Source organism: Vibrio sp. QJM3NY_27, from assembly GCF_057785955.1.
The window spans coordinates 1075287-1096786 of sequence record NZ_CM173512.1 but is presented as its reverse complement, the minus strand read 5'-3'; the positions used below and the strand labels follow the sequence as shown (position 1 = coordinate 1096786).

Here is a 21500-nt window from a genome sequence, read left to right as displayed (position 1 = left end):
AGGTAAGATCCGGGGGAAGGCTTTGAGATAAAGCTACTACTGCCAGCTTTATCTCAAAGCCTCAGATTTGTGTTCCACACCACGGTTAACCGAACAACTTCTGTTTAAGCTAACTGTATACATATTTGTTCAGATTCCTATTTGTTGAGATTCTTATTTTTTGAGAGTGCCTATGACTTCAATACCGACACACCTACAAGATGCAAAAACACTGTTATCAGAAAATGGTTTCGCAACGGGTGATACTTGGTATCACGGCACATCTTCAGCTTTACTTGCGTCTATTCAAGGTCAAGGGCTAAAGCGCTCTGGAGACAAAGCGCTCAACGAAGCGGCTTCAAAAACCATGGCGACCATTGGCAACAACTACACAGAATCCGTTGAACCCGTCTTCTTAACTCAGAGTAAAGAACTGGCGTATTACTGGGCTCAGCAAACCATTCGCGAGCGCAGCACTCGTTTTGAGGGTGAAGAGCAACCTATCGTGTTAGCCGTCAATCTATCTGACAAACAACAAGCAAAAGTCAGACCGGATGTAGGCGCAATGAGCCTGTTGATGATGAGTGTTGGCGAGCAATTCATGTCTCACCTCACCGAGATCTATCAAGAGAACAACATTGCAGGCCCCGACATCGAGCTTTGCACAGCCGATCGTATGGACTATCTGAATAAACTTGGGATGGCCTACATTGATGAAGACATCAGCCGAGCTTGTGTTCAAGAGTTATTGGAACCTGAACTGACCAGCTAATACCGTTCAATCAACCGACCTTAATTAGAATTAAAAATGGCTCCCAATACACGGAGCCATTTCTACTTTCTGTATACAAACATAATTTACCTAAAAATATAGGTAGTGAAAATATCTATACTATAGACACAGACGGCCTTGCTGCGCAGCTTGCATCATTTCGATATCACCTTGTAGCGAACGATAAACGACGGTATTCCACACCTCACCATTATCCATTTCAAACTCGATAGCATAGTTCAAACCAGCGACGACCTGAGTTCGAACACTCAAGATTTGTTTGAGCTCGGCAGCAGTATTCATTTGACCAAGAACCGCGTTTAAAGCTTGCTCAGCTTGAGGTGTGATATCACTTTTCGACCAACCGCCAGTAAGGTTCTGAGTACTACAGATTGGATTCGCCTTCTCTTGTGATTGAGTCATCACTTCGCCCTTCTGACTGCATCCAGCTAAAACTACGACACCTACCAAAGTAACCAATAATGCTTTTCTCATAAATCCTCACTAAATAATTCATTCAGCCATTAACGAGAGTTCACTCTCAATGGTGTTTCATATGCCTTCAAGATTAAACCTCAAATGTCATCACTTCATCAGGAATCACGGTGTCGCTAATCCATAAACACAGAACAGTGTCAGAAAAAACAAAGCCGGACATTCATGCCCAGCTTTTATCCACCGGATATTGTGACCCTTTATAGGAGTAACGTTTTAGATGGTGCTATTTGTTAATGCCATTTTATCTAGTGCTATGTTGGTTAATGAAAGTACACCAACATCTCGACATCATCCCCTTGTTGTTCTGCACTCAGTAAGAAGTGTAAATAGCCTTCTTCTGTTACAGGGATTTGCAGATACTCATTACTGCCTGCGTAGTTAGACGCATACTCGTGCTGCCCGGCGGTTGGCCAATATGTACTGCTAGCAAACAGATCGACATTACCAGTATCTGGTTGAGCGGTGTTTTTGTCCGTTAACCACACTCGCACCTCTTGCACACCTTCTGGAACATACACCGCAGCATAGCGACGTTGATGAACAGTCAGGATTTGAGCTTTACCAGATTCAAAGAGCACTGGCGTTAAATCATCTTGTTCTTGGATTGGTGGTGTTGGCGTTTTTGTCTCTACGGATGCCACCAACGTCACATCACTAAAATCGGTGCGTCCTGCAATACTCATGTAGTAGCGACCCGGTTTGATGAAACCCGATGACTCTGGTTCAAACGTCACCATCTCATTACTTCCATTTCCGTATTGGCTGAATTCAAAATCATAGTAATGCGCTTGTTTGTTGTAGCTCATGTAAAGATCAGCATCACCTTGGCTTTGGCCTAAAGCATGACCTTCAATCGAAACCTCAAAATGCGTGGTGCTCTCTGGTACATCGACGTAGAACAACTGCTCGCTGTACGCCTCGCCGTTCAACACTACACCTTGGTTTGCTGCAAGCACTATGGCTTGGTCTGTTGGATTTGTAGGGTCAGTCGGTTCTGTGGGATTAGTAGGCTCTGTTGGTTCACTTGAAACAGTGTCTAGCCAACGCTCAAACTCACCATTGTATTGCTGGCCAAGCACTTTCACTTGTTGCGCCCATTCTGAAAATTTTCCAGTACGAGACAGTGCCAACAAGCTCTGCACTTCTTGAGGATGTTTTTCCATCATAAAGCGCACTGCCAAGTAGCCCCATCGATAGATACGGTTGGAATCATGAGAGTAAGTGGTCGCAAGCACATCCGATAGGCTCATCTTCCCGCTGTTAATCAAGCTTACCGCAGCATCGTAGCCTTGCTTGTAATGCATGAATTCGGCAAAACCTTCTAACCACCACACCACATAACCGTGTGCCAAGTTGTCGCTAAAGGAGCCATATTGGTTAAAGCGCGCATCGAGGTAATGAGTGTATTCATGTTCAAGATTAAGAATAGAGAGGTCATCGCCATTGGCGTAACGGTAAGCAACGAAACGCGCCACGTTCCCCACCTCTGCAGGGTTACCCTCTAAGTACTGACCGCCGTTGTCTGTGGTATTACCAAACAGGAACGACGAGTAATCGATATAACTGCCTTTGCTGCCAAACACCGCCACTTCAACTCGGTTGTTGTTATCGTCGGCGACAGGTTGTTGACCCGTATTCGCGACCTGGTGGAAATCGGCCTCTTTAACGGCCAACACATTACAAGCTTCCATCGCTTGTGCTTGCGTTAAATCTTGTGAGCGGATAATTGCAGGCCCTTGGCATTCATGACGATTAGGAAGAACACGCATCGCTAAATCACGTTTTGCTTGCTCAAGATCCAATCCGTTTAAGCCTTCAGGAGCGTAATACCCCATCATTTCAACCGCTGCTAACCAAAGTTTGTCGTGCTCACTGCCAAGCGGGTTTTGTACCATCACTTGCTGCATAAGTCGCAACGCTTTGTATTTAGTTTCTTTGTTTGGGCTTGCAAGCAAGCGACCTGTTTCACGGACTGCGTTATAAACAAGAAAGCCGGCATCAGTATCCAGTGCCCATGAGTTATCACGAGCGAACGCTGCAAGTGTATCAATATGTTGAGAATTGCTTGCCATGTAATCATAAAAATCATCTCTAGCCGCATGACCAGCCATTGCTCGAAACAGATTGTTTAGCCCGTCGACCCATTGTGAGTCTTGCGCGGTCTCTCTATTGAAGTGGCTCAGTGCCGCAAGTTGTGCATCCATTGTGAGTGGCAGTTGCTTTACGTTATCAACCATTAGCGTCAGGCTTTTCATTGCTCCAACTTGTTCACGACCTTGGTCTAGCGCAGTAGGATTAGCTAAGAAGGCAATGGTTGACTGAGCAAACCGCTGGCTCAACGCTTCACTGAAGTCTTGTGCTTGCGCGTTATAGCGAACGTAATAAGCCGCACGAACAAACTCGCCAAGGTTTTCTAGTTTACGAGCTTGTTCTTCTTCACCTCGATAACGGGCAATTTCTAGGCTCAGCGTGGCTTGAATGCGGCTTAAGCTCGCTTCACTATAAATATTGTTTAATGCATTCTCAGATGCAGAGAACCAAGAACCATAGCAACTGTAGTCCGCCGTAGAGACAGAAAGAGCGAGATCAGAGGCCAACTTAAGATCAGAAACATCACATTGATTTTCGGCAAAAGAGAAACTGGAAACACCAGCAAGCACACAAGCGATCGCCAAACGATGACGTGGGAATAAACAGGTATGAGACATACAACACTCATTAGTTAATTATATATTTTGGGTCGCCGTTATATTCCTTACGATTAACAAGGTGAATTCAGTTGCTTATGATTTATGAGGTTGGTTCAAAAAATAGATATTTTGCGTTATTTTATAAATTCAAAGATTTATGCTCGACAAGAACTCATAAGCTCAAAACACTATCGAACAATACAAGCTACTGATAATAAGGTAGTTTATTTGATCATTAATTGATTTAGATATGGCAAGGCTATGTTGTTAAGGATGACCGCAAGTAGTAAACTTGCGACCAATTATGCAACTTATCTCTCAAGTCATAGGCTCAAGTAACGTTACGACAGACTCGCTCCAAGTAACATGACTCAAAAAAATACTAAAAAATTTGTGTCCTGTAGACAGTGCAAATCGAATAAAAATAATTATATAAACCTAGGCTAGGTTCGGTTAATCAAATGAAAATAACGTCGTCTTTAGGCTTACTGTTGGCTAGCAGTCTGTCTATCGAAAAAAAACAGCGAGCGCTGATAGAGCTCGTTATCAATACTTATCAGCCACAAGAGCGCACTGCTCTTTTCCAAAGCGTGACTGAATATCGTAGAAGCCAATTAGAATTGCTTTTCCCTGAGCATCAAAACAAAAGCTATTCGGTATTGTTTGAGGTGATGGACTACCGCGATCTGATTCTGCGCTATCCAACTACACTATCTACAGAGGTTGCTCTTCTAGAGCAGGCCGCAGGACAGTGCTATATGCATTGGCTAGATTTCTGGTGTGAGTGCGAAATTGCTGCGATCAAAGCAAAATCGCCATTGAACACCAAGTCCCCTTCTCCTGTCGATCTGCCCATTAAAGATAGTGCCTACTATGGTGCAATCGTTGAACACATCGAAGATGCTCAACTTGTAGTGCAAACACCCTGTCACCCACAAGGAATGTCAATCAGCGATGCCATTGCTTTAAGCAATCTTGAGGTGTTCATCAAGGGTGAAAAATGGTTTGAGATGCTGCCTTTATTACACCTTTCCCAGGCAGGTAAGCATTTTATTCTACTCAAACATCCCGTTGATGAAGCCTTTCCGATACTGGTTTCCTCTGCGCTGATTCAAGATTGGTCTAAGAATGAAACTTGGTTAAGTTACGCGCCACCGTTCAGCAATGAACAGTGGCAATACTGTTTACCCGATCATGGTTACGATGATTTGGCTGAGTTACAGATATTCACACCGTCTACACTATCAAAATGTCATTCTCTCCTAGAATTTGATAATAAGTTTCAGTTACAATTGTCTGACAAAAGTGCCATATGTGAAGTGCTCCGCCTGACAGTAAGCGGTAATACTCAACAAAGACTCTATTTCCTCTATCTCGCCCAAAAAGAACTAATGAGTGTATTGCACCAAGTAGGGTACAAAATCGGCTTCACCATTATCGAGCAGCCTTTCATGCTTCAGTTTTATCAAACTATTGAACCCAATGCGTACTTCCACTCAGGGTATTGCGAATTAAATGATGACGGCACAACAATTTATCGTGGGTTCTGGAATTTCGAGATGATGGTAAAAGCATTCAATGACGTCGATTTTCGCAGCTACAAAAGCGCAGTGCGTGAGAGCAGAAAGCTAGGCTCAGTAAAAAAAGTAAGCTCGATAGAAAAACTAAGTTCGGTAAAAAGAGATGAACATGTTTGATTTCGGCCTAGAGGCGATCATCTATGCCAAAGCGATAACGCTTCTTATGACGGCAGCAATCGTAGTGATGTGGTTACTCTACTATTGCTATCGTCTGAAGCAAAAAAATGAAGCTATCGCGGGCACGCACCATGTGCCTTACATTGCTTACTCGGTTTGCATTGTTGCGTGGATCAGCAGCAACGCGTATTTCCATACCGACTTATTACCGGAGCTTGGCGCTTCGGCCGCGGTGTTGGCGGCAAAATTTGCCAATCTCGCCTCTTTCTTTGCGTTTGCATTTGCCTACTACTTCTCGTGTCAGCTCGCAGCCGAGCAACGCAATGGTAAAGTACACATATGGCAACAGGCTATTTTTGTCGGATCATCAGTCTATGCCCTCTTTATTAATTTAAGTCCGGGGTTAACCGTTGAACACGTCGACATTGTCGGCCCAAGCCAATTCGTTATTGAGTTTGGTCCTCATACGCCATATTTCTTTATCGGGCTGGTGAGCTTTGTTGTCCTGACCTTAACCAACCTTGTGGCCATGCGAGCGAATAGCAGCAAACTCATACTCGCCAAAACCAGTTACATGATTGCGGGCATCTTAGTTTTCATGCTTTCTACCGCAACCATTCACCTTGGCATGACATACTTCATGCATGATTTCTCACTAACCTGGTTACCACCAGCATTGTCTATTAGTGAGATGCTGTTCGTTGGTTATGCCCTGCTGACCTCTCGCTTCTACAGTGTTAAATACCTAGCTTATATGAGCCTTAACGCGCTATTGGTGTGTGCAATTTTAGTGATACCTTTCGGCGCAATATTCATCCCATTGACCGACAACAACCAATGGCTAATCGCAATACCTATCTGTGCGCTTATCGGCATCACTTGGCATGTACTCTACAAACGCGTGAGCCATTACGCCTCTTTATTGGTTTACAGAAACAAGAAAACGCCTGTACAGCAAATCCTTGCTTTAGAAGAAGACTTCAAACTATCTATTGATGATGCGATGCGTCGCTTGGGTAACCTACTGCAAATTCCAGAGGACAAATTGCGTCTCGTTAACAGCAACTACAACGAGACCTTCTACGAAGACTACCTTTCAACAAATAAGTCCGTTTTGTTATTCGATGAACTTTCTGAAGAGTTAGATTACGCAGAGCCCACGAAAAGCTCGATCAAGGCGCTTTATGACAAGATGAGCTCAAATAACACAGCCTTAGTTATGCCTTTGTTTGGTCAAGGGCAGTCTGTCTCGCACTTATTGATATCATCACACAAGAGCAACGACCAAATGTTTTCTAATGAAGAGATCTTGGCACTGCAAACCCTGTTAACTCGTGTGCAAAGTACCATCGAAGCTGATAGACGCATTCGTCAAAGTCGAGCACTAGCGAACTCAATTGCTCATGAGATGCGTAACCCGCTCGCTCAAGTACAATTGCATTTTGAAGTACTCAAGCAGCACATTGACAACCAAGCACCAGCAAAACAGATACTGCTTGATATTGAAAATGGCCAAGCTGCCATTCAACGTGGGCGACAATTGATTGACATCATCTTGCGTGAGGTCAGTGACAGCTCACCGGAGCATGGGCCGGTTGCGATGACCTCTATTCACAAAGCTGTGGATCAGGCAGTAAGCCAGTACGGTTTTGAAAACGAGAAGATTATTGAACGAATTCGTTTACCACAACATGCTGATTTTGTCGCAAAGCTCAATGAGACCTTATTCAATTTTGTCATTTTCAACCTGATACGTAATGCGATCTATTACTTTGATTCTTATCCGGAGAGCCAAATTGAGATCAGCACTAAAACCGGATCTTACGAGAACATTCTCACATTCCGTGATACCGGTCCGGGCATTGACGAAACCATTGCTCATAAGATTTTCGATGACTTTTTCTCGTATCAAAAAAGTGGTGGTAGCGGCTTAGGATTAGGTTATTGCCAACGCGTAATGCGCTCATTTGGCGGTCGAGTTGAGTGCCACTCTAAACTGGATGAATTTACTGAATTCCACCTGTATTTTCCAGTGGTACCTAATGCGCCCAAAGCAGACGCGCTTCGTACGCCTGATTTCAATGATTGGAAGCAAAGCCAATCAACGAGTGAAGATAAAACCAAAGCGGATATACAAGCAGGTTTACAAACGAGTCAACATGCTCCAAGTAGCGTTCAAGAACAATTAGACCACCTCGCACCCACCGTGCTCATCGTCGACGACAAAGAGGTACAACGCACGCTTGTTCAGATGTACCTGAGCCGACTTGGCGTAAATAGCTTGCAAGCCAAAAACGGGGAAAATGCTGTCGATCTGTTCAGATCACACAAAGTTGATTTGATCTTAATGGACGTACAAATGCCGATAATGAATGGTTTTGACGCAAGCCAGATCATCAAGGCGCGTTCACCTCAAACACCCATCATTGCTTTGTCTGGGGAGTCGGGACAACACGAGTTAGATATGATCAGCAAACTGATGGATGGTCGCCTAGAGAAGCCAACCTCTTTGAAAGCACTGCAACATGTACTCGATAACTGGCTGAAGAAAGACATGAGAGCGAACGTTTCTAAAGAAACACAAAGTGAAGACTAGATGCAATACAGCCGCTGATCCTATGAGAACAACGACTCGAGAAGTAAACCAGCAATTGGACAACCCAGTGATTAATCAAAAATCCCCGCAAGAGCCTTTCTTGAGGGGATTTTAAAATTCAAAGGGCTCGGTATCAATAATTGACTATAGCTCTTTAATCTCGATTTGGCGCAATGCTTCCATGTACTCTAGAGTCTCGTTTACATCGATTGGTTCGTATAAGCGCAGTACTCCCGCCCAACCTTCAGAAACTTCAAAGTCATATTCAGCACCAGTATCACAGTTGAACGTGGCCGAAACGGTACCATCACCGTTGTCACGCATGGACTCGCCAGACGCATAAAATTGCTCAGAATCAATCCAACCGTTTGCGCCATAAGTGGTCAAAGAGTAATAACCGCCACGACCTTCAAAGTCTAGGTTTGGTGTTGGAATAGTCCACTCTTGGCAGGTAGTTTTACCTTGGCCGGGAACACGCTCCAAATATTGCGCTGTATCTGCCGGTAGCCCTGCATAGCCAAACGCCGTCACATATTTAAAATGGTGATCTTCCACGTCATCTAACGTGGCTCCAAACCCTTTCAAGCCCTCAATCGGTGCGCCATGTTTCATCACGTTGTTGATCAGTTTTAAACGATAATCTTCAACGTCGCTTGGGTTGTAACCTTTGCCTTGATAAGGCGTGGCTGAGTTCGCTTTTATAGAGAGTAGACTCTGGCGACGCTTAGTATCTTCAATGGATTCTGCAATGCGTGTTCTCGCTAATACATGGACATGAGTACCGTTCGTCAGATCATCAGCGGTTAGAGTTAGCGTTTCGCCACGGCGAACCACTTTATGCAGAAGATGATTTTCGTCCATGATATGAATGATCTGGAAAGAATCGTTATCTTCTTTTGGTACATGGAACGTTGCACCTTCTGATACGTCAACCACCATCGTCGAGTAAACGACATCACGATTTGAGCGAATCACCGTTTGTGCGTCTTTGGATACTGGGTCTGCGTGCAGCCAATGGTTTACGCCCACTTTGTTTTGTAATCCAAGGAAGTTCCAATCAGACTCGGCTTCAGGGTAGTTATCCCAGTTAACACCACCAACGGCAGCATGGTCATAGGTAGATGAACGATTGTTGTCCTCTGCCGTTACACCAAATGCGGTTAATGCTAGTAGCGTCGCTAACGTCGTTTTATTCATGATGGTTTCTCGTGTTTGTTTCGATGAGCTCAGTATGTAGATGCGCCGTGATATACTCCAATTGATTATATGAAAACAAGATATACACTTTAGGTATATCTAATCATCTTTGTTCTGGATCCCACAATGATAATAAGTAACCGCTTTAAGCGCTTAGACCTCAACTTACTTAAAGTATTGAAGGTGTTGATCGAGGTGAAAAACACTCGAAAGGCGTCAGAACTCCTGTTTACGAGCCAACCCTCAATCAGTCGTTCATTACAAAAGCTACGCGACTACTTTGACGATGAGTTATTTATACGCTCACAACATGGTTTAGAGCCGACCGCTAAATTACTTGAAATTAAACAAACCTTGATGCCAGTGTTACTACAATTAGAACAAGTGCTTGAACCAGAATCTGAGTTTGATGTCGCTCAATTTGATGGCACCGTGAACATTGCTATCAATGGATTCATTGCCAATAGCATCTCGGCGAAGCTGATTAATATTCTGTTAGCACAAGCCCCGAAGGTGAAAGTGAACATCGTCGATTGGGGAGTAAATACATCGGACTTGATGACCTCTGGTGAAATCGACTTAGGAATCAATTACTACCCATTAGAATTATCTAAGCAGGTATACCAAAAACGAATAGCGAGTGATGACTTTGTCTTGATCTGCCGATCTGGGCATCCGCTTGCTGACTCATTATTACCACAAGATCAGGAAGAGCCGCTTCAATTAGCAAGCTTAGTCGTGAGTGATTGGAACGAGAATATTGCACTTGCCCCTAACGTGCTAGCGGACGTTGGAATCAATACTGAAGTGAAAATACGATCGACCTATCTACACAGTTTATTGTCAATCGTAAAACAGAGTGATGTGTTGTTCCCTTGCTCTAAATTACTAGCGAACTCACTATCTGATGAGTTTTCATTTGTGAAATTCCCTCACATACCCAATATGCCGAACAGTGATATTGGCATGACCATTGGACGTAAGCACCGTAACCAATCCAAAATACGCTGGCTTGAATCGTGTATTGAAGAAGTGTTCACAAGATAACGGTGTGCTTGTTATCACCGACAAAAACAAACCAGACTAGCGATTACGAGTGATTAGCATCCACCATCGAAGTTTCGATCAAATCCAGTAGCCATTTGTATTTTGAGGAATGTTGGTTTTTCTTGTGAAGATAGGCGAATACCTCCATTTCCTCAGCCCCCTCCTCTAATCCTTCAATCACGATTGAGCGCAATACTCCCTTATGTTGTTCAATCACTGGAGGCATACAAGGGGCAATAATGTTGGAGTGCTTGATCGTTTCGATGAGTCCAACAATTGACGTGGTTCGAAGCGCCATATTGATCGACTTGCCTTGGCTTAAAACTTCTTCTTCCAATCGCGAGTGCTTGTTTTGGTCGAAGTAAGCGAGGTCAACATGAGCGAATGGAAAGGACAACAAATCATCAATTGTAGCGATAGACGCCTTGAAAGGGTGATCAGCCCTTACCGCCAATACAAACTTTAAGGTCACGAGAGGCACGGCAATGATCTCGGCAGGCAAACTCTCCGCTTCAAAATGAATAACAAAATCAACTTCGTCACTTCGAAGTCTTTCTAACGAGTTTTGGGAACTAGTATGGCTTATCAGCCTAGAAAACGGACTTTCCATTGAGAGTTGATGAAAGAGAGCTGGTGTTAACCAAGGCAAAATATGAGGGTTCGTCTCTATCTTAAAATCTTCGTTTAGATCGGCAGGAGCAAACTGTTTGCCCTCCTCTATCGCCGTGACTAATCCGTCCAGTAGTGGAAAAACACGTCGATACAAATCATCGGAATAAGGCGTCGGTAGAAACTGCTTATAAGACAAAACAAACAGCTCTTCACCTAACGATTCCTTGAGCTTTTTTATGCTTTGGCTTACCGCGGGTGTCGAAACAAACAGTTTTTCGCCGGCTTTGCGCAAGCTCTTTTCCTGATACACCACCACAAAAACTTTCAGTAAGTTCAAATCGACATTGTTCAGTTTCATAACACAACCATAAAGCACAGATTAACGAGTGGTTAAGTTTATATTAATTAACTTAACAATGTCCACTTTGTATAGTTATCCCACATTCACGAATTACACGGACGTAGTGAGATAAATTTATGAGGCAACTATGTTATTACACCGTTCAATCCTTTCTCTTACTTCTTTCCTTTTCGCTGGTTTAGCTATCGCGGAAGAAACCGAAATTCAAGATATGTCCGACCCTCTGGCGGTGTATACACAAGGTGGCTTTGGTTACACAGATAAAGGCCTAAACCTAAAAATAGGCCAAACCTACGATACTGGTAGCGACACAACCATGGGCATGAATGTGTTCGAAATAAAAGGCATCGCCGGTGAAGCCGTTGGTTGGAACAACCGAGGCGCAGACGACAGTATTGATTCGATTCGTTTTAGAAATTTCGGTGTGGATTTAACCAATGGCCGAGGTACACAAGTCGATATGTCTTGGGATTTCGATAGTAATCAAGGTAGTGCGTCTTACAGCTTTATTCAGGCGCTACCACAGATGGGCATGTTTAACTTCTATCCGCTTGCTGGTCTCGGTATCGCTGCGGGTGAAGAGTTGGTTGAAGGGACTGGAGGCGACCTCGATGCCGCGCAGCTCAGCGATCGCTACAACATGCACGGTACTTTCTACGTAGCGGGTATGTACGCCAAGATGCAACTTACCGACAAAATTTGGCTGAACTATAACCCTATGTATTTAGGCACAATGTCAGGTTCTTCAACGTTCAAAGATCATGGCTTTGAAGGCAGTGATTCTGTACTCGCGCATGAGTTTGCAGCAAGTTACCAAATTAACCCAAGAGCCAACGTTCGTTATTTCGCAAACTGGACAGAAAACACCAGTATCGAAGACGGTGATCACCGTATCGAATTTAACTATCAGTTTTAAGCAGTAATTTTCTGTGCGGATAAGCTCTTGCAGTCTTAACCCATGATTTCTGTTTGACGAGCAATTTTAGTTTTAACGAGAAATTCCAGTTTTAACGAACAATTTTGAGTTTTTGAGGACACATTATGAATATGATATCTAAAGCCTTTGCCGGGAGTTTCACTTGCCCATTACGATCTGCTGCCATGCTCGTTTCTGTAACGGCTTTATTTTCAGCAGCGGCGATAGCCGGAAACGATGATGCAACAGAAACGATCCAGACGCGTGCAGGTGACTTTACTTTCGAAACCGACTTTCTTCACGGCATTCCAACACAAGCAAGCTCAGAGAAGCTATTTGAATTAATGGATTATCAACGCGCGTCACAAGCGTATATTTGGTCGGTACCTTTAGTCTCGAACTACGCGTGGAAAAAAGCGTATGCAGATATGGGGGCAGAAGATGGCCAAATCACCTACGTTGAGTCTCATGAATCCAAGCTGGGCGGCTTAACTTACAATACCTCTACGCCTTATGCGATTACCTGGTTTAACGTAGAGAAAGAACCAGTAGTGATTGAGATCCCGACGGATGAGTTGCGTGGCGCAGTACACACCATGTGGCAAATTGGCATTTCTCAGATGACAGAACCGGGTGTCTATGTTGTAAAAGCGAAAGGTTCTGAAACGCCGAGCAACCTTCCAAAGGGTGCGAAGGTATTTGAGTCTGACACAAACAATGTTTTCTTCGGTGTTCGCTTAATGGCTAAGTCAGAACAACAACGTATGAAAGATTTAGAAGCGCTAAAAATCACAGACCTCAGTGGCAAACTACTTAGCAATAAAGGGGTGAACTTCCCTGAGCGTGGCGAAGATGCCAAACACCCGCGTGGCATGGCATTTTGGGAAACGCTAAATGAAGCAATCCAATCTGAGCCAGTAGCAGAGCGCGATCGTATGATGCACGACATGCTGCGCCCATTAGGCATTGAGAAAGGTAATGCGTTTACGCCATCAGCTCAACAACGTGAGATTTTAGAGCAAGCTGTCATCATGGGTGAAGCTATGGTTAAGAACATCGACTTCAACAAAACGGAACGCTTGCCACACGCAGCTTACGGTAATGAAGGAAATTCGTGGGAAATAGCAACCGCTTCGACTCCAAACCAAGATCGTGACTACGGTATGGATCTCGATGGACGTGCGGCTTGGTTTTATGAAGCGGTGACCAACGATATTGCGATGCACGGTTTTGAAAACGGCGGTTGGGGTCAGATCTATCTAGACAATTACCGTGACGATAATGGCAACGGACTTAATGGCAGCAATCACTACACTTTGACACTGGATGGGGATGTAAATTTTGCCGATTTGTTCTGGACAATTACCGTCTACAACGTCGAAAACCGTGCCATCATCGACAATCAGATTGAGCGTGCCGATGTCGGTTCAAACATAGAAGGAACGGTTAAAGATACTCAAGGTAACTACACGTTCCACTTCTCACCAACAAAGCCAAATGGTGTAAATGAAGCGAACTGGGTTCAAACCCGAGAAGATGAAAACTGGTTTGTTTACTTCCGCGCTTATTCACCAAGCAAAGGATTTGTAGAGCAACGACCAGAAACATTATTACCGAACTTTAAGCGTGTAAAATAACAGCAACGCTCGTGAAGTAATGAATAACTGTAGAGAGGAGCCTAAGTGCTCCTCTTTTTTATTATCTCTAACTAATTAACTAATTAACAGGCTAAGAGGCTAAGAGGCTAAGAGGCTAAGAGGCTAAGAGGCTAAGAGGCTAAGAACACATCGTAGAAACGAAAGGAATTAAATAACAAACCTCAATACACCTCACCAAGTCCTCCAAAAACCTTCATAACATTAATCTAAAACCGAACGAACATAATCAGCAATGTCTTGGTTTTGGCAGTTATCAAAGAAACATTGCTGGAAACGCTCGCTGCCAACCGCTGTCTTCACTAACTCTTGATCGATCGCTCTTAGCGAGTCAATAAAGTTATCTTTCACTACCGCCGCTTTCACCTCATTTAACAGTGCTGCGTTACGCTGTTGTGGTTCTGCTCGCTCTAGCGGATACCCGTTACCACGCTCGCCTGTAAACGCTTTTTCAAAGATATAACGAATGTTGAGTTCACCAGCCCAGCCAAAGCCTTTAGCAAAAGCGAGAGCGAGAGCATTACCGTTATTGATTTGGTTAAACAAGAAAGCATCTGATGGCTCTAGGCAGTAACCACAAACCACACCCGGATGCAGGTTCAGTGACATCAAAGCACCTTGCCCTGTTCCACATCCCGTCACAACAAAGTCCACAGCCTTTGAGTTGATGAGAATACTAGCCATGATACCTAAGTGGATATACGTTAAGTGGTGATCATTCTCGTCGGTCATACCTAGATTAAAAACATCATGACCAATGCCACCCGCCACTGACTCTAGCTCAGCTGCAACCATGGCATTTTTACCTGCCTGACTGTTTTCCATCATTAGTGCGATTTTCATTTATGTTCTCCTGCAAGATTGCTGCAAATTTAAAATTCTTAACCGTGTTTGTTACAAGGTCAGTTAACGAGCTAACCAACCACCGTCAACAGCAATGGTATAGCCGTTAATGTAATCCGATGCTGATGAGGCTAAGAACACACAAGGACCTGCGATATCTTGCGGTTTACCCCAACGTTCAGCCGGAATACGCTCAAGAATCGCTTGATTGCGCACAGCATCTTCACGCAGAGCTTGAGTATTGTTCGTTTCCATATAACCGGGTGCTATCGCATTCACATTGATATTGTCGCGCGCCCATTCGTTCGCCATCGCACGTGTCACTCCCATCACAGCACTTTTTGAAGCCGTATAGGAAGGAACTCGAATGCCACCTTGGAATGAGAGCATCGATGCAATATTAATCATCTTTCCGCCAGTGCCTTGAGCCTTAAACTGCTTTGCAACAGCCTGAGACATAAAGAACACAGTCTTAGTGTTCACGTTCATTACGTCATCCCAATCTTGCTCTGAGAACTCAATAGCATCTTGGCGGCGAATAATTCCTGCATTGTTCACGAGAATGTCGACTTGGCCAAACTCAGCCAAAGTGCGCTCTATAACCTCTGGAATGAACGCTTGATCGAGAAGATCAGCACTCACGTTTAGGAACGAATGACCTGCTGCACTCATTTTCTCAATAGTCTCTTCAGGTTCTGTTCGGTTAACACCGACAACCTTACAACCAGCTTCCGCTAGGCCTAATGCAATACCTTGCCCAAGCCCCGTGTTGCAGCCAGTCACTATCGCTACTTTACCTTCCAGACTGAATGACTCTAAGATCATGCTCGCTTCCTCAATTACATTGGATTCATTGCGTATCATTACTACCAATGATTAAATCATACAATAAGATGTAAATGCGAGAGCGACGTTGTAGAAGTTCGATCTTGCACCAAAATCAGTCAAGCAAGTTGAAATGAGCACCACAAACTAAATGAATGGGAAGTGATTTGAAGAAGAGAAACCTATAACCCACTATGAACCATGATCTCGAAGATCACCCAAACCAGATATTTTAGGGATTTGACAACAATTCCATGATTTATAAGGTAAAACGGTTTATACATAATAATGTGTTATCTAAATTACTGAAATTATCATGACGCTCAAAGAGATCCTTAAAATTCCCAATGTCCGCTACTTCTTAATGTTTAGAAGCAGCTACTTTGCGCGTTTTTACTACCCTATATTCACCCTACTTTATTTAGATTACGGGCTAACCCTTTCTCAATTCGCGATGCTCAACGTAGTGTGGGCGGCCACCATTGTGCTTGCTGAAGTACCGTCGGGTGCATTCGCCGATACCTTAGGCCGCAAGAAACTGGTGGTGCTGTCTTCGATTGTGATGTTCGTTGAGATCGCAATGATCGCCTTAGTGCCAACCGGAAACCCCGACTTGGTGTTCATAGTCTTTCTGATTAACCGGATTCTCAGTGGCTTAGCGATGGCACTGGCCAGCGGTGCTGACGAGGCATTGGCATACGACACTTTAAAGGAACGAGGCAATGAAGAGTTGTGGCCTCGAGTGCTGCAAATCCAGCTTCGTGTCGCCTCAACGGTCGGTATCTTTGTCACACTAATTGGTGCGGCGATGTACGACGTGAATTTTATGACGAACATCTTTCATTTCCTTGGACTAGCCGAACCAGAAAGCACTAAAGATCTGATGCGTATTCCTGTGTTCGCCACCCTATTTGTAGCGATGATCGCTATCTATGCCGCGATTAATATGCGCGAAGAGAAAAAGCTGATGCCAAGCGACCAAACCAAATTGGCAACCACCATCTCAAGTCTTAAATTGACGATCGATGCAGGTAAATGGGTATTCGCTACGCCTTACGTGCTGTTCATCTTGCTCTACTACAGCCTATTCGAACACACCTCACGCATGTTCCTAACCATGAACAGCCAATACTATCTGGCGATTGATATTCCAATTATCTACTTTGGTTTTATTGGTGCGGGTATAAGTTTGCTTAAGATTATATTGGCAGGACAAAGCCGAAGATTAGCAGAGAGCATTGAGCCTAAAACCTTCATAGTGGTTATGGGATTGGCCAGCATGGCGACTTATTACTGGATCAGTTTAGGTTGGTCGATTTACGGGGTCATTCCGGCACTAGTATTAATCTTTATCATCATGACGATGAACATTTTCATCAGCTACCACCTGAATAAAAAGACCGAATCGCACAACAGAGCCACCGTTCTTAGTTTCAAAGGTTTGATGTTTAACCTCGGATACGGGCTGATCGGGGTCTTGTACGCTTACTACTATAAGTTGGTGTCTCAGGGCTACACCGAACAAGAAATAGAGCAGAACCTTGCCTTCTTGGCCTCACTGTCTTCGTTTTTCTATTACTTCGCCTTCCTGTTCATTTCGATCAGTGCGCTGTTCTATTTCAAAAACAAGAAACAGCCGATCTTCTGAAGAAAGCATCGAACTGTTGAAGAGATCTCTACTGCCGAATAGAGAATAAAGGTGAGTCTCTGGCTATATACGGATCATGACGCTTCTTATCATGTGATTTTTTGTTAGTATCACCATCAAATTACATAACACATGGAAGCGTCATGTCTTTTAGTTGGATCGCCTTTACCCTGCTTGCTGCCTTCAGCCAATCTTGGCGCAATGCCTTTCAAAGCAAATTAAGTGGCACCATGAGCGTGGCTGGCGTAACGTTAGCGCGATTTATTTGGGCTGGCCCAATCGCCCTTATTTACCTCTACGCCCTCTATCAATGGCAGCCAGTCTCCGCACCGGATTTTTCGGGTGAGTTTGTTTTCTACATTATTGCAGCAGCCATTATGCAGATCCTCGCGACCGGCTTAATGGTGATGTTATTTAAGCTCGAGAACTATGCGATAGGAGCAGGCTTAGCCAAGTGTGAAGCCCCCGTATCTGCTGTGCTATCCGTATTGTTTTTTGGTACTGCTTTGACACTAACAGGTTGGGTCGGCGTACTTATTGGTACTTTAGGCGTGCTAATCATGAGCAGCGCTTCTGGCTGGCGAAGCTTGTCCCCGAGAGTGTTCTTATTAGGTATGGCTTGTAGCACCGCCTTTGCTTTAACGTCTCTTTGGGTACGGGAAGCAAGTTTGAGCATAGGGTTGCCCTTCCCTCATAGCGCTGCTTGGGTGCTGTTCCTAGTTATTTCCCTTCAAACAGTGATTATCTGTACGTATCTCTTTTTCAGAGAACGCGACACGCTGCGCCTGATATTCAAGAAGTCGAAACTGGTCGTCATGACAAGCCTAGCGAGTGTTATCGGTTCTCTGGGTTGGTTTAGCGCAATGTCACTTCAAGCCGTTCCGTACGTAAAGACGCTTGGGCAAGTCGAAGTGATCTTCATGGTGTTGATATCCTACTTCTGGTTAGGGCAAAGCATCGCACGCAAAGACATTGTTGCACTCATCTTACTTTCTATCGCAGCGGTCTTGGTGATGTGGCAGTGATTTGGCCCACACTACCGGCTATGAGTGTAGAGCGAGCGGGAATTAGCGAATCATCTTGCCCACATATTCAAAGCTATATGTTCAAAGCCATACAGCCAAAGCCATAATCTCAGTAAATATGTTGTGCCGCCGTATAAGTTTTACGGTGGCGTAAAATGATAAGAACCATTTTCACATAATTTCTATAGTGCACGTATCAGCTATTCGTAATCTCCACTTACCCAATAGGATACAGCCTAATGAAAACACTCGCTCAAATCGCACTAGCAACAATCGTATTTACAACTTCACTAATGGCATTCGCTGAACCCACGACGACAAATGAAGCCCAATCAGAAGTGGCAACCATAACCGTGAAACATGAAGCAATGACGGTGACGCTAACAGATAAGCATTTTACGTCTGCAGAAGAAACTGAAGCCACTCCCCCTCAGAAGTTAACGCAAAGCCAAAAAACAGACTCAGCGCCACAGCCAACAATATAATGGCCGTGTCAAAACAGTGAACAGCATCAAACTAGTAATCTCATCAAACTACCGCTTAGAGATCTGAACTCATCAAGCAGTAGCGAGTTGATTAATATGACTAGGACAAATTGAAGTCATATTGCGACCGTTTGTCTTCGCTTGATATAACGCTTTGTCGGCTCGGCTAATAAACCCATTCCAACTCTCATGCGGGTGAAGCTGAGCAACACCAAAACTCGATGTCAGAAACATCTCATGTTCTTGTACTGCTGATACCTCTGAAATAGATAATCGCAGCTTGCAGGCAATAGCCTGTGCTTGGAGAAAATTAAAATTGGGCAATAAAATCATTATCTCGTCTCCGCCAAAACGAAACGCACTGGCTTTGGGCGATGTTTTTATCGCACCTTGAACCATTTCAGCAAAAGACTTGATGACGAGATCACCCACAATGTGCCCGTGTTGATCATTGATCGACTTAAAATTATCAATATCCATCATAATGGCACTGACAGGCGTAGTACCCGCCTGCTTCATGATGACTGGTACCATTTCATCTAATGCTCTGCGGTTTCCCAGTACCGTTAAGGGATCGCTGTAGGACAGCTCGTGAATAGAACTAAGCAACCTTGCATTAATCAGCCAAAGCATTGTAAAGCTCATCGACACGATAAGAACAATACTCACTAAAAAGGCAAGTTGATGAATGAGTGCGGCCGCCATGAAATCCTGCATTTCAGCTGAAAATAACGTCACCGTTACTCGGAAAACCATAAACCCGCCATATATCAAAAATGACAAGGCCATCATCCGAGTTGCTAAGGTTAAGTCATCGCGTTGACCCTTCAATACCGCAAAGGCAGTACAAACAGTCACAAAGGCCAAATAGAAACTAATGAGGATGATTCTAGCCTTGATGGAAGGTTCGTAGTACGTGAAATAAATAAAACATGGCAAAAGAGCCAACATCATCAGACTGCTGAGGTAGGTGCATTTTAGGGAATATTCTCGAAACAGGCATAAGCTATACAAAGCGAGATGAAAGCCAAGCGCAATGACCATGTTGGCGCCAATAACGGTTACCCAATCAGGGAGTTCCCCTCTTAGGCTCAACATCAAAGGTCCACTTCCGATAACAAATATTGAAATGGAAAAAATTGAAAGCCCTTTAATGGATTGTTGAGTAAATTGGAACAGCAATAAACCAATACAGTAAATGAAAGAGAACAAAATAATAATAAAATTAAGTGTTCTCATATCCAGCGAAAAACCATCCATGATTTACTCTCTTCCCTAAGCCAATTAAATAACAACATGGTCAATAATTATCGAAATCATAAATTTATTCACCATATGAATCATTACACTTTGTAAAATAGGGGATGTGTCACATATGGGGAGATCTGTATCGCATGAGTCCATGACATGGATAGGCATGTAAAACTCGCCCACACATGGCTTCATAGCATCACGGAATCTACAGGCTTCGGCACTCGTTACTTGGTTGAATGACGACTGTCTGGCATTATGCGCCCAAGAAATCTCTAGGGGCTGTTGACCTTTCGAGCTGGGTTTTGCAGCATCTTGTGGAAAATTTATACAAGGAAGAGGCTTTGACGTGTAGCCGGCCTACATGAAAAACCAATAACGCAGTAGAAATGAACCACAAGATCTGCCCGAAGGATTCGAGCTAGGCGCCCCCACAAAAATCGTTTTATGCTTTGTTGAAGAATATTTGCTTAGAATGACTAGGCTACATACTCTTCGCCGCGCCTAAAACGATTTTGACTAGGCGTCCCCATCCGAACAAAACTTAACCACGAAAGGTCAACAGCCCCTAGTTATTACACAGTAAAGAATGAATGAAGGTAGTCAGTGGTAGAAAACAGCCAACAATTAAGTGACCGTTACAACGAACATGGTTACTTTGTTATCAGAAATTATTTCGATGAAGCTCAAATTGCATCGCTTAGAAAAGTCGTGCTGAAATTCCATGAATCATGGAAAGCAGACAACGAAGAATTCTATAAAGAAGAAGCATTTAACTCGTCTTTAATTACCGGAAGCGAATATTTGCCTGCCGATGATAGAAGCGTGCTTTTTGACTTCATCAGCTCAAAACAAGTGATGGACGTAGTTGATGCGGTGATTCCGAACAAACCGGCATTCATGAATACACAGCTGTTCTTCAACCCGGTAAATCCGCAACAAAAAGACTTCTGGCATCGTGACTGTCAATACGACTACGACGTTAATGACCAGATGAAAGTCATCATGGAAACTCAAGTATTGCACCTGCGAGTCCCTATTTTTGACGAGCCCGGTATGGAGCTTATCCCCGGCACACACAAGCGTTGGGACAATGAAGAAGAGTACAATGTTCGCCAAGAAGAAAACGGCAAAGTGAGCAGTGATGATATATCTGGCGGTAAGCAGATACCGTTAGCCGCAGGTGACTTATTGGTGTTTTCAGCGGATATGATCCACCGAGGCCGCTATGGCTTGGATCGTTTGGCTTTGGATATTTTGATCTTTGACTCGGCGGCAGACTATGTCGACTACGTTGATGACGATTGTCTGCCAACGCCATCGATGTTGAGCAATATTACCGACCCAAGATTGTTTATGAACACGCTACACTTAAAATCAATGCAGTACTCATAATCCATAAA

17 protein-coding genes are annotated in these 21500 nt (G+C 44.0%); 10 read left to right on the top strand and 7 right to left on the bottom strand.

All coding sequences use genetic code 11. The features are described 5' to 3' along the window. Nucleotides 1-172: 172 nt before the first annotated feature. A complete protein-coding gene (locus AC3CIA_RS20550; protein WP_488518952.1) occupies nt 173-751 on the top strand; it encodes a hypothetical protein in 579 nt (192 codons plus the stop codon). A 120-nt stretch (nt 752-871) separates the two neighbouring features. Here AC3CIA_RS20550 and AC3CIA_RS20545 read toward each other — a convergent pair whose 3' ends face one another. Together AC3CIA_RS20545 and AC3CIA_RS20540 are read right to left on the bottom strand one after the other, a co-directional pair. Then, a complete protein-coding gene (locus tag AC3CIA_RS20545; RefSeq protein ID WP_017074727.1) occupies nt 872-1246 on the bottom strand; it encodes a cystatin domain-containing protein in 375 nt (124 codons plus the stop codon). A gap of 263 nt (nt 1247-1509) precedes the next feature. Then, nucleotides 1510-3957 (bottom strand): M9 family metallopeptidase, encoded by a 2448-nt coding sequence (locus AC3CIA_RS20540; protein WP_488518951.1) that lies wholly within the window; start codon nt 3955-3957, stop codon nt 1510-1512. A gap of 443 nt (nt 3958-4400) precedes the next feature. Here AC3CIA_RS20540 and AC3CIA_RS20535 point away from each other — a divergent pair, with 443 nt between their 5' ends. Both AC3CIA_RS20535 and luxN read left to right on the top strand, forming a co-directional pair. Further along, complete coding sequence (locus tag AC3CIA_RS20535; protein ID WP_488518950.1) at nt 4401-5636, top strand: acyl-homoserine-lactone synthase; 1236 nt, start codon at nt 4401-4403, stop codon at nt 5634-5636. Next, entirely contained in the window at nt 5629-8232 is a 2604-nt protein-coding gene (gene luxN, locus AC3CIA_RS20530; RefSeq protein ID WP_171327933.1) for a quorum-sensing autoinducer 1 sensor kinase/phosphatase LuxN, read from the top strand. Before AC3CIA_RS20535 ends, luxN begins: the two co-directional genes overlap by 8 nt. 144 nt (nt 8233-8376) lie before the next feature. Here luxN and AC3CIA_RS20525 read toward each other — a convergent pair whose 3' ends face one another. Further along, nucleotides 8377-8667: a hypothetical protein gene (locus tag AC3CIA_RS20525; RefSeq protein ID WP_488519649.1), complete on the bottom strand. Its 291-nt coding sequence runs from the start codon at nt 8665-8667 to the stop codon at nt 8377-8379. 888 nt (nt 8668-9555) lie between these two features. Between AC3CIA_RS20525 and AC3CIA_RS20520 the strand changes: the two genes are divergently transcribed. Beyond that, complete coding sequence (locus tag AC3CIA_RS20520) at nt 9556-10476, top strand: LysR family transcriptional regulator (protein WP_054545793.1); 921 nt, start codon at nt 9556-9558, stop codon at nt 10474-10476. Between the two features lie 43 nt (nt 10477-10519). On the opposite strand, the gene AC3CIA_RS20515 is transcribed toward AC3CIA_RS20520, so the two are convergent. Continuing rightward, on the bottom strand, nt 10520-11446 hold the full coding sequence (locus tag AC3CIA_RS20515; protein ID WP_488518949.1) for a LysR family transcriptional regulator: 927 nt from the start codon (nt 11444-11446) through the stop codon (nt 10520-10522). A 130-nt stretch (nt 11447-11576) separates the two neighbouring features. Between AC3CIA_RS20515 and AC3CIA_RS20510 the strand changes: the two genes are divergently transcribed. Both AC3CIA_RS20510 and AC3CIA_RS20505 read left to right on the top strand, forming a co-directional pair. Further along, entirely contained in the window at nt 11577-12365 is a 789-nt protein-coding gene (locus AC3CIA_RS20510; protein WP_054545795.1) for a hypothetical protein, read from the top strand. Nucleotides 12366-12490: 125 nt separating this feature from the next. Continuing rightward, a complete protein-coding gene (locus AC3CIA_RS20505) occupies nt 12491-14002 on the top strand; it encodes a DUF1214 domain-containing protein (RefSeq protein WP_488518948.1) in 1512 nt (503 codons plus the stop codon). Nucleotides 14003-14224: 222 nt separating this feature from the next. Here AC3CIA_RS20505 and AC3CIA_RS20500 read toward each other — a convergent pair whose 3' ends face one another. Continuing rightward, nucleotides 14225-14863, bottom strand: coding sequence for an RpiB/LacA/LacB family sugar-phosphate isomerase (locus AC3CIA_RS20500; RefSeq protein WP_054545797.1), 639 nt, complete (start codon nt 14861-14863; stop codon nt 14225-14227). A gap of 63 nt (nt 14864-14926) precedes the next feature. Then, complete coding sequence (gene kduD / locus AC3CIA_RS20495) at nt 14927-15688, bottom strand: 2-dehydro-3-deoxy-D-gluconate 5-dehydrogenase KduD (protein ID WP_488518947.1); 762 nt, start codon at nt 15686-15688, stop codon at nt 14927-14929. Between the two features lie 316 nt (nt 15689-16004). On the opposite strand from kduD, the gene AC3CIA_RS20490 reads away from it, so the two are divergent. The 3 genes from AC3CIA_RS20490 (at nt 16005) to AC3CIA_RS20480 (ending at nt 18846) form a co-directional block, all read left to right on the top strand. After that, entirely contained in the window at nt 16005-17336 is a 1332-nt protein-coding gene (locus AC3CIA_RS20490) for an MFS transporter (RefSeq protein ID WP_488518946.1), read from the top strand. 143 nt (nt 17337-17479) lie between these two features. Then, on the top strand, nt 17480-18361 hold the full coding sequence (locus AC3CIA_RS20485; RefSeq protein WP_019825118.1) for a DMT family transporter: 882 nt from the start codon (nt 17480-17482) through the stop codon (nt 18359-18361). Nucleotides 18362-18600: 239 nt separating this feature from the next. Then, nucleotides 18601-18846 carry a hypothetical protein gene (locus AC3CIA_RS20480; protein ID WP_054545801.1) on the top strand — a complete coding sequence of 82 codons (246 nt, stop codon included), beginning with the start codon at nt 18601-18603 and terminating at the stop codon, nt 18844-18846. A gap of 72 nt (nt 18847-18918) precedes the next feature. Here the strand turns inward: AC3CIA_RS20480 and AC3CIA_RS20475 are convergent, their stop codons facing one another. Then, entirely contained in the window at nt 18919-20106 is a 1188-nt protein-coding gene (locus AC3CIA_RS20475; protein ID WP_488518945.1) for a GGDEF domain-containing protein, read from the bottom strand. Nucleotides 20107-20703: 597 nt separating this feature from the next. On the opposite strand from AC3CIA_RS20475, the gene AC3CIA_RS20470 reads away from it, so the two are divergent. Next, nucleotides 20704-21492 (top strand): phytanoyl-CoA dioxygenase family protein, encoded by a 789-nt coding sequence (locus AC3CIA_RS20470; RefSeq protein WP_488518944.1) that lies wholly within the window; start codon nt 20704-20706, stop codon nt 21490-21492. Nucleotides 21493-21500 lie beyond the last annotated feature (8 nt).